Raw genomic sequence first — 16,162 nt, 5'->3', positions numbered from 1 at the left:
ACGGCAACATTTCGCGATAGAAGCAAGATAGCGGACTTGCAGGGCAAACGAATGCCGCTAAACTGGTGGCGCCCAAGTACAGTTCAGGCGTGGGTCTGATAGCAGAATTGATCTCTCGCGCGCCGACGCCTGCACCTTCACCGGCTGTCGAGTCCTTATGACTGGTCTCGTGTCGCGGACGGATATCGATAACTACGCAGATACGAACGCAATCTGGAGCACTGTCGGAGCGGTGGTTCAGCCGGCGCTTTTCCCGGAGGGGCATTGAAGCCCAGATTCCGTCAGCCAACGGATAAGATGACTCGATGTTGGTTACTGGCTGGCAATCTTCAGGTCAGCGGGCGCCCGGTCCAAAAGCGTATGGTCGTGTATCGGCGATTTGCAATGAGTCAAACTCTCTTCTGGCGAATGTCCTCATAAGAGGCGGACGTAGAGCGAATCGACATTCTCTTCGGTTGTAGGGGACAACCATGCGCGACCGCCGGTGTCGCTAGCTACCTTGTAACCCCAAGTTGCTAAACGCTGGACTATCTCTTTGTCACCTGAAACACCAGCGAGCAATCCGATTTTGGCGAGTCGTTGCTCCTTGAGCACAAGACGTTCGAGCCAGCGGTCCAGGTGTGGTCTCGTCGCGAGCGGCTCAGACTTACCGCGCTTACAAGCCGGATGAGCTAAAACGAAATTGTGGACCAAGTCCCTTGAGTAAAGCGAGAATGGGACGAAGTGGTCGACGTCTGCATCGCTGAGCCGTTCTCCGCAGTAAAAGCAACGCGAACCATCTAGCTTGCGCAACCGACTGCTGATTATGTCGAGCGACTGTCGCGAAGACGAGAAGAGAAAATCCGCAAGGTCGTCAGCGTTTACGAGCATCGGGCGATTGCGGCGATTTGCCTTTATGTGCGCGACCCATCGCGCCCGTGCCATCTGCTCCGAGAAGGTGTAGAAGCGGCGCACGCAATAGTTCACGCCCGGCTTCAGCGTCACGGAGCGCTCTTGAGCGCCGCTCATACAGAAATGGATCGGTGACTCAGGCAAAGTTTTGGAGGTACTTCAACAGCTGGGCGGACACTACGGGTGCCACCTTCGACAACAGTGCACCATAGCTTGGTAAGTCGGATGCTTGCAGCGCTGATGATGTTGAGATCCCGGCTCTGAATCGTGAGATCGCATTCAGAATGGCAGCTTGGTCCCAAAGATTCCGAACCAAAGCGCCGGGCTGGCTGCCCACACGACCAGTTCCGTACGTAGTCGTATGTTACCAGTAGAGATAGACGAAACGCTCTGAAATTCGACGGGTGGTTAGCGTGAGTTCGGACCCATCTTCGGCGCCATACTCGACCGCCAATTCTGCGAACGAAATCAGAAGCGCGAATTTTTACGTCGCAGTGAAGTCGCCCTCAGCGAACAGTCGTTGAAGCTTCGTGAGGAAAGCCAACTGCGCTTCCGGCGATGGTGGGGCGCGCTGAAACCCAATCTCGTTTGCTCTAGTAATCGACCTTTGATGGTATTACCCATCGAATGCCGCCACGGGGCCACTACATTGCCTGTAAGCGGAGGTATCAGGTGAATGTGCAGATGAGGAACGGTCTGTCCGGCTGCCGGGCCGTCGTTGATGCCAATGTTGAACCCGTCGGGCTTCACCGATGCGAGCGCATATGCCTTGGCGTCGTCCAAAAGAGTCAGAAGGTCATCGCGCTCTTCAGTATTCACGTCGAAGAACGAACGGACATGGCGCTTGGGGATGATGAGACTGTGTCCGGGGAGATGAAAAACCCATCCGGAATCCACATGGCATGTCGGTTTTTACCTTGGATGCAGCAGGCCGGAATTTCGCAAAACGGATAGATCTACAACGACATTCTCAGCGTCTTCAGCGAGTTGAGGGAGCGCACACACTTTACCTACGATGCTGTCACTGCCGACGTTGAGAATTGCCTTAGGTCACGGTCGTACATGAACTGCCGTCCGACCTCTTTAACTGGATGTCTCAGTGTCGTCTTTGTGACATTGAACCGGGAACACGTCAATATGAACTGCATGGCGACCTCAATTTCAAGTTGGGCATGTTGGGCTCGCCGGCACGTCGCTTGGCGAAGCTTCCAGTGCGTGAGATCGGTCTGAGTCTAAAACGCATCTGCTTGGTCCACATTCGTTGCTTTATGTAGAGTTTCGACGACCCCGAGTCAATCGGCTCTATAATCCATTCCGCGAATTGACTTTCAAAGACCACATTTTTCGCCGATTTGGATACCATTCGCGGATGCAAGAATAAGAAAACCCACCCGTGACGTGTGGGGTAACGAGAGACCAGACACCGGACGCCCGTGCATAAAGCATAAACAAACGCTATGCACCCGTCGATGCCGCCGAGAGGCGTCCGGGTCAACCCTACGGGTGTGAAATGACCGACCGGCTTGTAAACCTTCTAGCCAGCTTCAATCCGGCTCTGCGCGAGCTTTCCGGCTTCCCTCTTGCAGTTTTCTGCCTCGTTCTGTTGCTTACCTTTTTGTTCATAGCGGGGTACGCATGGAAAGGAACGCAGGTATGGTGGCAACTTCGCACGGTAATCCGTGGAGTCAGAGCCGCCGGCCTGCGCCCGGAACCCGACGAAGTCGGCAAACACTTTAGTCGGGCGCCACTTAAGCACCTTTGGCTGGAGTACCGGGACACCCTTCACCCACTGCGTCGCACCGCAAACGGAACTCCTGAGACCCGCGCAACGCTCCCCGCGGAGACCTATTTCACCCGCGATGTGCTGGTCGACGCACGCTTATTCGATGATTTTGCACGGCACCTCCCTGGCATCCTGACGGGTCTAGGCATCATCGGAACATTCGCTGGTCTTCTGCAGGGCTTAAGTGGATTCGACCCGTCGAACCCAACGAAAGCAGTCTCTGGTCTTACACCACTTCTTGCGGGCGTTTCCCACGCATTCATCGCATCGGCCGTTGCGATTTGCTGCGCGATGGGCGTCACTTTTTTCAGTCGCTTGACGCTGGCGTATCTCTACGGACTGGTTGAAAAGCTGAATCACGCGATTGACGCGCTCTACAACACTGGAGCTGGCGAAGAATATCTCGCGCGACTCGTTCATGCATCAGAGAAGAGTGAGGCACACGCGGCCCAGCTTAAGGATGCAATGGTGGAAGACCTGAGCCGAATGATGACAAATCTGGTTGAGCGCCAGATTGAAGCGCAGGCAAAAGCGTCCGTCATGCTGGGCGAACACATCGGACAAACCATTAACAACACCCTCGCTGCGCCACTGCAACGGATGACCGACGCAATGGAGCACACCAGCCGCGGGAACGGTGAGGCTGTCAGTGGCATGCTCGAATCGATGCTGTCGGGCTTTATGGCCAAGCTCGAGGATACCTTTGGCGGTCAGATGCGCGGAGCGAGCGCGCAGATTGAGCGCTCACTGGGTGCCATGCAGGCGGTGCAAGATTCCATGCAGCAGCTGTTGGCTGACATCTCCAAAACAAACGAGCATGCGTCGACGCAGGTTACGGGGAAGCTAGAGGAAGCTCTCGCGCATGCATCTGCGAATCAGGAGCTGATGACCACACAAATGCGGGAATTCGTGAACGAGTTCCGACAGCTGGTCGCCGACGAGCAGAGCAAGTCCAGGCAGATTTTGGATGACACAGTTGGACAACTGATGGCGCGAGTCAACGACACGTTGCAGAGTCTCGCTGATAGCAGGAACCAGTCGGCCCAACAGGAACAACAACGCAATGAGTCGCTGGGACGTCGTACTGAGGAAATCATCAGTGGCATTTCGAGTCACCAAGAACTAATGGCTGCGCAGATGCGCCAGTTTGCGGAAGAACTCGGAGCCGGCGCGGCAAAGCAACAGGATGCCAATGGTCAGGCGATGAACGATGCCGTAGGCCGAGTTCTACAGGAAGTATCTGCATCTGTGGCGCAGTTGCAAGCGACTCGAGACGCGGCTGCAACACAGGACAATGCAAGGAACGAGGCACTTACTCGCCGCACTGAGGAAATTGTCGACCACCTGTCGGCACAGCTGAAAGCCGTGACTGAAGCGGTCACAAGTCAGATTGCACGGACACAGGCCAATATCGATGCGATTCAGGCCGTTAGTATTCGTGCCATCGACGGCATGAATAGCGGGGCTGCAACGATGCACACGGCGGCGAATCGCTTTGAAATCGCGGGCGCATCAGTTACCACTGTGTTTGAAAAATCGGTGGCTGTAACAGGTGATTTGCAGCGCGCCACTTCCGCGCTCCAATCGGCGTCAACCACAGTTACACAAGCGTTTCAGCAGTACGACCGTACTCGTGAGACAGTCCAGGAATATGTTGGCATTCTCAAGGGCCTAGTCGAGTCCGCCGGAAAGGAGGCCGGGCTAACCCGTTCTATGCTCACAGACCTTGAACAGATTGTGCAAACGCTTCGCGACGCGGAACGCCAGGCGGCTGAGTATTTGGACGGTGTTAATCAGACGCTCGCCGAATCATTCGAGCAGTTTGGAAACGCGATGACAAGCCAGCTGCGTCAGACTATCGGCGAGACAGACCGCCACCTTGGTCATGGCGTGCAGCAGCTGACCGGCGTTGTCCAGGAGCTTGGTATCGCCCTTCAGCGCATGAAGCGCGCCGCGTGACGCCATGTTTTCACGAATCGTTATTAAACGCTCTGGGAAGTCTGAAGGTGAAAGTCCCTTCTGGATTTCCTTTTCGGACCTGATGTCCGCACTGATGACCCTGTTCCTGGTTGTAATGGCCGCGACGCTTATCTCTGTAACCAAGAGTGTCTCAGCCGTTGAGCAGAGGAAAATACAGCGGGAAACGGACATCCGGGAATTGATGGCTCAAATCAAAGAAGTATCGCGCCAGTTTCCAGAGGTAAAGGTCAACGAAACAACGTATCGAATTGACCTTGGTGACATCGTCCGGTTTGATAGCGGACGGTCAGACATCTCGACCAACGGCGCGACTTTCCTCCGAAACTACGTACCGGTTCTGCTCAAGGCACAACAGACAGATATTGGCCGCAAATGGATTCGCCGCATTGTTGTGGAAGGGTTCACCGACCAGGACGGCAGTTACTTATATAACCTGGGGCTCAGCCTCGACCGCAGTCGGCGCGTAGTTTGCGCACTATTCGCGACGCCGACCAGAGACGAAACACCGCTGAGTATCGGGCAAAAGACGCAAATTCGCGACCTGTTTCTCGTTGGTGGTTATTCGTTCAACTCCACGAAAGAGTCCAAGGAAGCGAGTCGCCGCGTCGAACTGAAGGTCGAATTCTGGGCGCTTGACGAGCAACCTTCCGCGCCTCTCGCGCCCACCTCGAAGGAATTCGGGCAATGCAGCTAGGTACCGACGCTCTAGCCCGCCTGAAGTCAGCGCTTGATCGAAAACTTGCTGCTTTCAGTTCCGACTGGAAGGAACTGGGGCAGCCAGCATTGGTTGAAAAAGCGAGTGAACAGGCAAAGCGTATTTTCCAGGAATGTGCGAGTGCGCGTCCCTCGGCACGCGACGCCTACGCGTCCGCACTTGCCTTCTTACGCGGACATGAACTTGACGAATTTCAGAAGGACACAGTTGCCAGCGCGCTAAATCAAGAGGTTGCGGAACGGCAGAGCGCGAGACCCATCGGCAGTGACAGGCTCGCAGCACTCTTCACATACTACGAGGACGAAGCGGTTGGCGGAAGATTGTGGCGTCTAACTTGGTTCAACCTGCTGGTATCGTATTTCTCGTACAACCCGCTCACCGCGAAGGGAATGGAGCACGAAGGTTGGCTTTCGCTAAGAAAGCTTCTGGCCGGGACATGGCTTCATATCAACAGCGCAAATGGAAACGCGGCGGTTCCCGACTGGATTACTACTCTGCGTCAGCACCCGGCACTTATCGGCGAAAACGCTGCGGACGAGTTTGCAGACCATTATCTCGTCGGTGACCGGGCTATCCTTGATTCGATAGTTGAGAACGTCGGCATCCCGGAGAGTAGCTGGTTCTGGCATGCACTGGTTTTTAGCGCGGTGAAAGCCAGTGCTGCCTACAACGACGAACAATTCAGGGTAGTAATACCGCGCCTTATTGAGCTCATCAAATCTCGTCCCGTATTCCGGGATGAAGCCCTCGAGGCTCTTCTTGCACGTTACCACCGAATTCCTGGGCATCCGGTTCATCACGAACTTCGGGACTATGTCGTAGGAAAGGACGTATGGCGCAATCCAAAACTAAAGGCGGCAGGCATTGCGACCGCTTGGAATCGGGTGCCCGACGCTGTTTGGCGGATGGTCTTGCAATGGGTGAACGAGGGCAACCTGCGGGACTTCTTCGACGTGCTGGCTGCCCGAAACAGTGCGGACGAGGGCCGGCTTGCGTTTTGGAGCCGCTACATGCGGCAGATTTCTTGGACGCGTCTGATTTTCAGCAGCGAAACCGTGTCGCTGGCGCGAAGCAACAAGGCAGTCGGAGAGCTTATTGCCAGGGAGATAGGAGCTTACGCCACTCTGTACGGAAACAAGAACATCGATGCGTTCATCATGCAGATTGGCGAATACATTGTCGTCGAGTTCAGTACAACGGGCAACGCTGCTTACGTCTATGACTTGGCGACACTTCGCTTCGACAGATACTCAACGACCTATCACGGTGGCACTGAGGACTTGCGCTACGGATTTCGCACTGGGGCCCGATGCCGAATCATCCATAACGCAGGCTGGCAGTCCAGCGCGGCGCACGAACTGGCTCGACTTGGCATACGTCCCGACAGCGATAACAAGTCGCCGCGATCGCGACATCCTATGCCCTTCGAAGCGCAACAAACGAAAGCGCCACCTCAATCTGTGCCGGCGGGGCCATCGTGGGCTCCGCCCATCGTACCGTCACGAGCTGAAAAGCAAACACCATTTTCCATGTCAGCACTCGAGGCGCAGGTTGAGCAATTTATCGGCGCGTACATCGATGACAGACGGCAAGCCGCAGGCGGCCGACTGTGGGTTGAAGACCCGCGACAGGACATCGCGCTTGGCAGGCAGCTTAAGGCGTGGGGTTTTAAATGGGCTAACTCACGTTCGGCTTGGTACTACGCGGAGTAAGAATGGCTTTCTTCAACCTGTTTAAACGCGATGCCTCGAATAAAGCGGCACGCTCGAGCTTTCAGCCGGAGTGGACCGAACACGGCATTGCATTCAGGCTGGCTTTCCCGCTGCCGACCCCGACGGTCGATGAGCTCCAGGCGAGAGTGTTCGCCGTTGAACAGCACGAATTCGTCCTTGCTCATTACCTCCTGCAACTGGTGCAGGAGGGCGCCGCTTCAATTGACGTCGACACCATCCTTCTGTCCTGGTCGGAGTTCTATCGACTGCGGGAAATGACTGAACACCAGTCTTCGCTTTCGAGCATCATCGTGCCACCCGAGCATCCGGCCCAGCCGGTGTTGGACCACCTGGCTACGCTTTCGGACTCATCCTTCGACGTTTTTGTCGACGGCTGGGAGTTGAACGGGCGTAGCCTCCGCACGGCCCGACGGATAGGCGCGGTGCTGATTGTCGATGATGAGGAAATGCTTCTCCCCGCGGCAACATGGAAGACAGTCGCAATCGTTGAACAGTTCCGGCTCCGTTCTGCGGAGCAGCGCACGCAACATTTCAACGAACTAGGTTGGGGGAACATCCGCGCACAAGCTGAGGTTGGTGGCGCTCTTTATAAATCGCAGTATCTGGCAACGACCCACGTTCTTACACCAGACAAATTGCGCCTTCCTCGGGTAACGGAAGAGACTGCTTTCGGTCGTGTTCACACGGTAATGCCGACGTTTGATGGTGCGCCGACCGGATGGTTACGTGCTTTTGACCAGTATGATGCCGTGCAGGCTCATTACGACCTTGCGAGCATCGACGGTGGCCGCGTGCGCATCGTGTTGTCCGAACCCGTCCGCAAGGTTCTCCAGGTCATCAAGCGCGACATGCCGCGGCGCCGCGTTGCCGGTGCACTAGCTGAGAGGTTCATTCACAACCCGTGGGCCTTCCTTGGCGAGAGCGCCGCCGAAGTCTTCAACGAGGATGACTTCCTGCTGGACAAAGCCTCTGCCGGTCCAGTCACGACCATTTTCTCAATCGCGCCGCGGACGAGAGACGGTCGCATCGATGCAGTAAGTCTCGTTGTGACCGAACACTATGCCGATGGTGCGGCCCAAACGTCTGATTGCAATTTTGACGGCACGGCATCGCTCGCAGAATTTCTAGCGACTCTGGAGAAAGCTTTATACGAGGAGCGTGAACAGTTTCCGTGGAACGAGTTTGACCTTACCGTCGACGCTGAATCCACATTGCAGCTCGAGACTGCTCGACAGATTTTGTTCTTGTGGCGAAGTCAGCCGGCCGCGCGCATTGATTTCACAGACGTCTATACGCTGGACGATTACAGCGACCGAATTCACGGGATTGGCGTAGCTAAGCCCGTGTATGTTCCAGTGATGCAAAAGGCTTCTTCAGAAGCAGACGATGACGGTGGCTGGTTGCCCGATACATTGACCCCGATGGTATCCATCACCTTGTCCGGGCACGATGGACACGTTCTCATCCCGTTGACTGAAGAGTGGGTTCAAAACTTCGAACAAGCGGTGCAGCGCGCTGAAAAAGAAGGAAGCGGCGAGGTACGCGACACCGAGATGCCGACGGCCATCGATACAGTCCAAGCGAGGCAGCTTGCGGATGCTTTCAGTTCAATGATTGCCGCAAGTGAAAAGGTCAAGGCGGAAAAAGCCAGCGAACCGTCAAAGCCGCGCAGGAAGCGGGAAAGTCTGCTCGTCAAAACCAACTTCAACGAAGTTGATTATCAAGAAGCGAGACGGGCTATTCTGACGCCTCCGGCAGATGCGAAGGTCCATCTGCCGGCGTCTTTGCGGCCCTCCATTTCGCTCAAGACTCACCAACGACAAGGCGTCGCGTGGTTCCAGCATCTCGTCGCACTTAGTCCTTCAGACTGCCGGGGTGCACTCCTCGCGGATGATATGGGCTTGGGAAAAACGCTTCAGCTACTCACGCTGCTCGGCTGGTTCTACGAACAGCAGCCTGAAGGCAAGCCTTCACTGGTTGTCGCACCGAAGAGTCTGCTGGAAAACTGGGCTCAGGAGATTGAGCGATTTTTTACTCCCGCTTACCCAGCACATCTCGTTTTGCATGGCGAGGAATTGCGAGCGAGAAAACAGCCCATAGACCTAATCGACGAACAGTTGCAGACCAGAGGCGTCACAGAACTCCTCAAACCTGACTGGCTTGGAAACCACAAAGTCATCATCACGACCTACGAGGTGCTGACCGGTTACGAATTCTCGTTCGCCCGTCAGGAATTCGCTTTCGTCATCTGCGACGAAGCGCAACGTATCAAGACTCCGGGTACACGGGTTACGTTAGCTGCCAAAAAACTAAAAGCGAACTTTCGTATCTGTTGCACCGGAACGCCGGTGGAGAATTCTCTTGCTGACCTATGGTGCCTCTTCGACTTCGTGCAGCCCGGCTTACTAGGTGCCCTGGAGACGTTCGGCCGAACCTATCGCAGACCGATTGAGTGCAACACTGAAGAACACCACGACAGCCTGAACCGTCTTCAGTTGCTCATTGCACCGCAGACCTTACGTCGGACGAAGGAAGACATTGCCGACGAACTCAAGAAGAAATATTTCGTCTTACAGGGACTAACCCAAAGCACCGCTTCGCTCAGCGTTAGTCCAGCGGATAGCGAGCGACTTGAGGTCGCCATTTCAGGCCACCAGCTCGTGCTGTACAAGGGGGGGCTCAAAAAGCTGCAAGACGCTGCCGTAGAGCGCGACGCCAAGCAACGCGCGAGGCTTTCGTTCGGCGCGTTGCATTTAATGAAAGCTGTGTGCGCTGAGCCATATTGCCTGCCGGGAAGCCGATTTGCGCCAGATAAGCGCGGACCTGACGCCCATCTTGAAAATTCACCGAAGATGCGGTGGCTCCTCGAGCAGCTCGAATCGGTTTCAAGCCGCTCAGAGAAAGCTATCGTCTTCACCGAGTTGCGTGAGGTGCAGGCTGCGCTCGCCTACTTCATCCATCAGCGATTTGGTATCAAACCGTCGGTAGTGAACGGCGATACTCAGGCGAGACAGGGCGTCATTGACCGCTTCTCTCGCAGCAATGGCTTCAACGTCATCATTCTTTCAACTTTGGCTGCCGGCGCCGGCCTGAACGTGACAGCAGCCAACCATGTGTTTCATTACACCCGCGCTTGGAACGCAGCAAAAGAAAACCAGGCGACCGACCGCGCGTATCGCATCGGTCAGGAAAGGGATGTGTTTGTTTATTGTCCAACGGTAGTGGCCGATTTTCCTACGTTCGAGGTGCGTCTCGACGAAATGCTGAAGCGCAAGGGAAAACTTGCGGGTGCAACCATGAGCAATTCTACGATGGAGGCCATGCTAAACGGCAACATCGAAGATGTGCGTATGTCTGAATTGTTGGGAGATGTACCTGGTTCCAAGCATATTGAACCTAGGTATCTCGCGATGGACGACATCGACCGGCTTGACGGCACCAGCTTTGAATATTTTTGCAGGCTGTTGTGGGAAAAGCGCGGATACGTTGCATCCGTGACGACAAAGACGCGTGGTGACGGCGGTATTGACGTGATTGCGTTGCAGGGAAAAGAGGGTGAGTTGCTTCAATGCAAGTCATCTGCGAGCGCCGAACTCGGATGGGATGCGGTGAAAGAGGTAACCGCAGGTGCTGCGCGATACCAAAATACATACGCGGGGACACGCTTCAGGCGTATCTGTGTGACAAATCGGCGGTTTAACGTTGGTACACATGCCCAAGCGGACGTGAACCGCGTTCGATTGGTTGAAAGGGGTGAGCTAGAGCATCTGCTCAAGCAATATCCCGTAACGGTTGAAGAATTAGACGATGAATTGATGAGCAGAATGTCGCTATCGAGTGCAGCATAGCGGCAACTGTGTCGTCCTTATTACAGCTATCCATTAAGACTACATCTATCACTATGGCCAGGTCCGCGTTTCAAACCAATCCAATCGCCTTGCGAGAGCTACTCGACGACTGTGACAGGGGCGCTCTTCAATTGCCCGACTTTCAGCGCAGTTGGGTATGGGATGAAGGCCGCATCAAAAGCCTGATTGCGTCCATCTCTCGGGCTTTTCCGGTTGGCGCACTGATGACCTTGGAGACGGGAGGTGACGTTGAGTTTAAGCCTCGGCCGGTTGAGGGCGCTCCAAGCTCTGCTCAGTCGGCGGTCCCGCGTTCACTTCTCCTTGACGGTCAACAGCGTATGACGTCGCTCTATCAGGTGACACTTCGTGGGAAAGTCGTCGAGACCGTTACGCCAAAAAACAAGAAGGTCAAACGCTGGTTCTATATCGATATCAGAAAAGCGATAGATCCTTCATGCGACCGGGAAGATGCCATTGTTGGTGTGCCGGAAGACCGGGTAGTCCGCACGGATTTCGGTCGCTCTGAGGTTCTTGACCTGACTACTCCAGAACGCGAGTACGAAACGCTGATGTACCCCGATTCGCAAGTATTCGACTGGGATTCTTGGCAGGACGGCTTCCAAGAGTATTGGCGCGGAGATGAACACTCAGACACGCGGAAGTTGTTCAAAGCATTTAAGCAGGCGATTCTCGAGAATTTCAAAGACTACCGGGTACCAGTTATCGCGCTGGACAGGTCGACGTCTAAGGAAGCAGTGTGCGTCGTGTTTGAAAAGGTCAATACCGGAGGCAAGCCGCTTGACGCATTCGAACTCGTTACGGCAATGTATGCCGCCGAAGGGCACGAACTTCGAAAAGATTGGTTCGGTAGTGAAAAAACGCAGGGGCGGCAGAGTCGCTTTGCAGAGACGTTGCGTCTTGCGGGTGCTGCTTCGGGCATCATCGCGAACGTCACCAATACGGACTTCTTGCAAGCAATCTCGCTTTTTTACACTCGGGAGAAGCGGCGAGAGGCCGAGCAAGCCAATAAATCTGGAAAAGATTTGCCTTCGGTCAGCGGGAATCGTCAGGCGCTCCTGAACCTGCCCTTGGCTGCTTACAAAAAGTATGAGGCACAAGTCGAAACAGGTTTTATTCACGCAGCTAAGTTTCTTCATATGCTGCATATATACCGAGTGTTCGACCTACCTTACCAGTCGCAAATCGTTCCGCTTGCGGCGATTCTTGCCGACATAGGCACTGCGTGGGAGCACGATACTGTTCGCACAAAACTGGTCCAATGGTATTGGAATGGTGTTTTTGGCGAGTTGTATGGTTCAGCCGTCGACTCGCGTTTCGCGCGAGATTTTATCGAAGTGCCAGCATGGCTGCACGGTGGACCAGAACCGACGACAATCAGCGAAACTATCTTCCGAGCTGACCGACTCAAAACGATGCGGATGCGCCTATCGGCAGCATACAAGGGTGTTAACGCCCTGCTTATGAGGGATGGCGCCCGCGATTTTCGTTCTGGACAGAAATTTGACCATATTGTGTTTTTTGGAGAAAACGTCGACATTCACCATATCTTTCCACAAGACTGGTGTAAAACGAACGGCATCAAGCCGGCCGTATACGATTCGATTATCAACAAGACCCCTTTGTCCTATCGAACAAATCGGATTATCGGGGGAGTGGCACCATCCGAGTACCTCGCGAAGCTTGAAGGCGGTAATTCGACAACCCCGCCTATCAGCCGAGAACGGCTGAACGAGCATCTTGAGTCGCACTTCATCAATTCGGATTTGCTTCGGAGCGATTCGTTCGAAGCGTTTATGTCCGACCGACAAAAGCAGTTATTGGCATTGATTGAAGACGCGATGGGGAAGCCTGCGTATTCCGGCGAGATCCGTGAGGAGGGTGAAGATTACGAGTCAGACGAGGCGACTTTGGAGGCCGATTTGACGATGGATGTTGCTTAGAGCAGACGCGATTGTGAGGCGGCAACAAATCCCAAGAATGGGTGCTGAGCAAAGTGAAAAACTCGCCTTTGCCAAATGAGAGCGCTCGCTCAGCACTCAAGAAGCGGATGCCGGAAAGGTTTGTATGGTCGGAAGCATTCTCCATCTAACCATCCGAGAGATGCTAGATGGTCGTGATCCAAGCGTGGATATCAGACGAATTTTCATGGTGCTTCCCACTATGGATGAGAGAAGTGTTGTGGGTATCGGGTGGGATTTGGTATGACGTCGGATGTGGTCGACCGAGTGGAGACTTGAGAGCAAAGCGTTCAAATCAGGAGGGTGGGACTTTTGGCGGCTTCTACAACGCTCAACCGCCAAACGTCCTCTATTTGCGAAATAAACACCTCACCTTCCCCGCATACCTCCCCTTAACCACCCTCGATATAAAAGTCGCCAGCCCTTCCCCCGCCTCCGCTAACCGCTTCATCTCATCAACCTCAAGCCGCCCAGTCACCGCGTAGTCATACCGATACACGTCACCGTCACGAAACTTCACGGTGACCGCATCGTCGGAAAGCTGATAAGCAACGACACCCGACCGGCCGCTCAAATCCCGATATCGCTTCATTCCCACCCCAAAACCACCGGCAAACAAATCTCCGTCAACAACCCAGCACGCGCCGTCTCCTTAGGATTATTCAAATACTCCTCAAACACCGGCTGATCCGCAGCCTCATGCTCCGAATTAACGAGCCATTCCCCATAAAGCCACTGATAAGCCGCCGCCATATCCGCATACGGTCCCTTATGCCGCAACACCGCATACCTTCCACCCTTAATCGAAGTCAAACCAACCAGCGCATCGCCCGACAGATCAACATCAACAGCACGCGGCAACCAGACCCCAGCCTTCGACCTCAACTCCCCCTCAGCCACAGCAGTCGGATCATCGTAATAAATCCCAACCATCCGCATCTCCCCTGACAACAACCCACGCGCACCCAACCACCCCATCAACGCATCAAACGCCTTCCCGATCTGCATATAAGGCCCAACATGATTAACGGTCAGCACATCGAAGCCCTGAATATCCCGGATCACCACATCTCTCATCGTCATTTGTCGACCTCCTGAGTCATCAAAAGACGGCCGGAACCGCCGATGCGTCCCAGCCTTTCGATACTGCGCAGGCGGCATGCCAAACACAGCACTAAACGTCCGCGTAAACGACTGCAAGCTGCTATACCCCGATCGCTCGGCAATCTCAGCAATCGGCATTTCCCCATTAGCAAGAAATCCCGCCGCGCGATGCAACCGCAACCGCCGCACGGTAGTCGCAACAGTCTCGCCATACATCGCCTGATAGATCCGATGCCAGTGATACGGCGACAGACACGCGATCCCGGCAAGCCGGTCAATGTCGAGCGGCTCATCGAGATGATCGTAAATATGGTCGAGCACGCGAGCGAGCCGCGCCGCGTAGCGCGCACGATGATCAATATCGTTCATGTCGGTCGTCGAAGGATCAAAGAGAAATCAAGCAGGATTCGATAAAAAATACGATAGCACGCAGCGATTTACCAAATCCTGCGGAGTTAGAACTGCTGCTACGCAACAAATCACCACGCATATTCAGCATCGACTTAACCCGGAACTCCGCTCAAACCCCGCGCAAAACTTTGCCGATTTTCGATAACACCTCGATTAATGGCTTCCTACCATCGCCAGATGCCGCCGGTAGAACGCTCAACGCGAACACACTCTCCGCGCACCACCGGCAACTTCAAACAAGGGAGCTTCCGATGAAACCAGAGTCGACAACCCAGCACAAAGGCGCTGTCACGCATCACGAGCTGAAGCAGACGCTAGGCACCTGGCAACTTTGGGGCATCGCCGGCGGCCTTGTGATTTCGGGCGAGTATTTCGGCTGGAGCTACGGCTGGGCGAGCGCCGGCACGCTCGGTTTCGTGATCACGGCATTCTTCATCGCCGCGATGTACACCACCTTCATCTTCAGCTTCACCGAACTCACCACTTCGATCCCGCACGCGGGCGGCCCGTTCGCCTATGCGCGCCACGCCTTCGGCCCGACAGGCGGCTACATCGCCGGCGCCGCGACGCTGGTTGAATTCGTCTTCGCGCCACCCGCCATCGCGCTGGCAATCGGCGCCTATCTGCACGTGCAGTTCCCCGGCCTCGAACCCAAGCACGCCGCAATGGGCGCGTATCTGGTCTTCATGGCGCTGAACATCGTCGGCGTGCAGATCGCCGCCGCCTTCGAACTGTGCGTGACGTTGCTCGCCATCTTCGAGTTGCTGGTATTCATGGGCGTCGTCTCGCCGGGCTTCCAGTGGTCGAACTTCACGAAGGGCGGCTGGTCCGGCTCCGACACCTTCAGCATGGGCTCCTTCCACGGCATGTTCGCCGCGATCCCGTTCGCCATCTGGTTCTTCCTCGCGATCGAAGGCGTCGCGATGGCCGCCGAGGAAGCGAAGAACCCGAAGCGCTCGATCCCCATCGCCTACATCACGGGCATTCTCACGCTCGTCGTGCTCGCCGTTGGTGTGATGGTGTTCGCGGGCGCTGCAGGCGACTGGACCAAGCTCTCCAACATCAACGACCCGCTGCCGCAAGCGATGAAATACATCGTCGGCGAAAACAGCGGCTGGATGCATATGCTGGTGTGGCTCGGCCTGTTCGGTCTCGTCGCGTCGTTTCACGGCATCATCCTTGGTTACTCGCGGCAAATCTTCGCACTGGCGCGCGCAGGCTATCTGCCTGAGTGGCTGTCGAAGGTGCATCCGCGCTTCAAGACGCCACATCGCGCGATTCTCGCGGGCGGCGTGGTCGGCATCGCCGCGATCTACAGCGACGAACTGATCCAGTTCGGCGGCCAGACGCTGACAGCGAACATCGTGACGATGTCGGTATTTGGCGCTATCGTGATGTACATCATCAGCATGCTCGCGCTCTTCAAGCTGCGCCGCAGCGAGCCGAACATGGAGCGTCCGTTCCGCGCGCCGCTGTTTCCGTATTTCCCGGCGTTCGCGCTGGTGGCCGCGGTGATTTCGCTGGCGACGATGATCTACTTCAATCTGCTCGTCGCGCTGGTGTTTGCTGCGTTTGTCGCCCTCGGCTACGGCTACTTCCTGATGACACGTCATCAGCGCGAAGTCGCACCCGCTGACGTTTTGCTGGAAGAGTGACCACGCCGTAGCAGCACCGACGCATTTGCAACACGCCGCGCAGTAGCCGCGGCGACGGAGTAC

General features: G+C 55.4%; 9 protein-coding genes. 6 read left to right on the top strand and 3 right to left on the bottom strand.

The window, feature by feature from the left end:
- Positions 1–414 precede the first annotated feature (414 nt).
- Together DK391_RS45190 and DK391_RS03820 are read right to left on the bottom strand one after the other, a co-directional pair.
- On the bottom strand, positions 415–984 hold the full coding sequence (locus DK391_RS45190) for an HNH endonuclease domain-containing protein (RefSeq protein WP_239482691.1): 570 nt from the start codon (positions 982–984) through the stop codon (positions 415–417).
- Between the two features lie 375 nt (positions 985–1,359).
- Entirely contained in the window at positions 1,360–1,788 is a 429-nt protein-coding gene (locus DK391_RS03820) for an HIT domain-containing protein (RefSeq protein WP_239482690.1), read from the bottom strand.
- Positions 1,789–2,401: 613 nt separating this feature from the next.
- On the opposite strand from DK391_RS03820, the gene zorA reads away from it, so the two are divergent.
- Genes zorA through DK391_RS03795 form a run of 5 tightly spaced genes read left to right on the top strand, consistent with a single transcriptional unit; the run spans position 2,402 to position 12,911 of the window.
- A complete protein-coding gene (zorA, locus tag DK391_RS03815) occupies positions 2,402–4,633 on the top strand; it encodes an anti-phage ZorAB system protein ZorA (RefSeq protein WP_109476670.1) in 2,232 nt (743 codons plus the stop codon).
- A 4-nt stretch (positions 4,634–4,637) separates the two neighbouring features.
- The gene (locus tag DK391_RS03810) at positions 4,638–5,348 is read left to right on the top strand and encodes a flagellar motor protein MotB (RefSeq protein WP_109476669.1); all 711 of its coding nucleotides are present in this window, start codon (positions 4,638–4,640) and stop codon (positions 5,346–5,348) included.
- Positions 5,339–7,081: an EH signature domain-containing protein gene (locus DK391_RS03805; RefSeq protein WP_109476668.1), complete on the top strand. Its 1,743-nt coding sequence runs from the start codon at positions 5,339–5,341 to the stop codon at positions 7,079–7,081. Before DK391_RS03810 ends, DK391_RS03805 begins: the two co-directional genes overlap by 10 nt.
- Before the next feature lie 2 nt (positions 7,082–7,083).
- Positions 7,084–10,950: an SNF2-related protein gene (locus tag DK391_RS03800; RefSeq protein WP_109476667.1), complete on the top strand. Its 3,867-nt coding sequence runs from the start codon at positions 7,084–7,086 to the stop codon at positions 10,948–10,950.
- A 53-nt stretch (positions 10,951–11,003) separates the two neighbouring features.
- On the top strand, positions 11,004–12,911 hold the full coding sequence (locus DK391_RS03795; protein ID WP_109476793.1) for a DUF262 domain-containing protein: 1,908 nt from the start codon (positions 11,004–11,006) through the stop codon (positions 12,909–12,911).
- Positions 12,912–13,517: 606 nt separating this feature from the next.
- On the opposite strand, the gene DK391_RS03785 is transcribed toward DK391_RS03795, so the two are convergent.
- Entirely contained in the window at positions 13,518–14,402 is an 885-nt protein-coding gene (locus tag DK391_RS03785) for an AraC family transcriptional regulator (RefSeq protein ID WP_109476665.1), read from the bottom strand.
- Between the two features lie 293 nt (positions 14,403–14,695).
- Here DK391_RS03785 and eat point away from each other — a divergent pair, with 293 nt between their 5' ends.
- Positions 14,696–16,099: an ethanolamine permease gene (gene eat / locus DK391_RS03780; protein WP_109476664.1), complete on the top strand. Its 1,404-nt coding sequence runs from the start codon at positions 14,696–14,698 to the stop codon at positions 16,097–16,099.
- The last annotated feature ends 63 nt before the right edge of the window (positions 16,100–16,162 follow it).

Origin of the sequence: Paraburkholderia sp. C35 (genome assembly GCF_003121405.1) — a bacterium.
In the GTDB taxonomy this organism is placed as follows: Bacteria; Pseudomonadota; Gammaproteobacteria; order Burkholderiales; family Burkholderiaceae; genus Paraburkholderia.
Note: the sequence above shows the minus strand (reverse complement) of the source record. Positions and strands in the feature narration are given on the sequence as shown.

Excerpts from the sequence above, each read along its gene's own strand:
- zorA (WP_109476670.1), top strand. The coding sequence starts at position 2,402 with ATGACCGACCGGCTTGTAAACCTTCTAGCCAGCTTCAATCCGGCTCTG.
- DK391_RS03810 (WP_109476669.1), top strand. The coding sequence starts at position 4,638 with ATGTTTTCACGAATCGTTATTAAACGCTCTGGGAAGTCTGAAGGTGAA.
- DK391_RS03805 (WP_109476668.1), top strand. The coding sequence starts at position 5,339 with ATGCAGCTAGGTACCGACGCTCTAGCCCGCCTGAAGTCAGCGCTTGAT.
- DK391_RS03800 (WP_109476667.1), top strand. The coding sequence starts at position 7,084 with ATGGCTTTCTTCAACCTGTTTAAACGCGATGCCTCGAATAAAGCGGCA.
- DK391_RS03795 (WP_109476793.1), top strand. The coding sequence starts at position 11,004 with ATGGCCAGGTCCGCGTTTCAAACCAATCCAATCGCCTTGCGAGAGCTA.
- DK391_RS03785 (WP_109476665.1), bottom strand. The coding sequence starts at position 14,402 with ATGAACGATATTGATCATCGTGCGCGCTACGCGGCGCGGCTCGCTCGC.
- eat (WP_109476664.1), top strand. The coding sequence starts at position 14,696 with ATGAAACCAGAGTCGACAACCCAGCACAAAGGCGCTGTCACGCATCAC.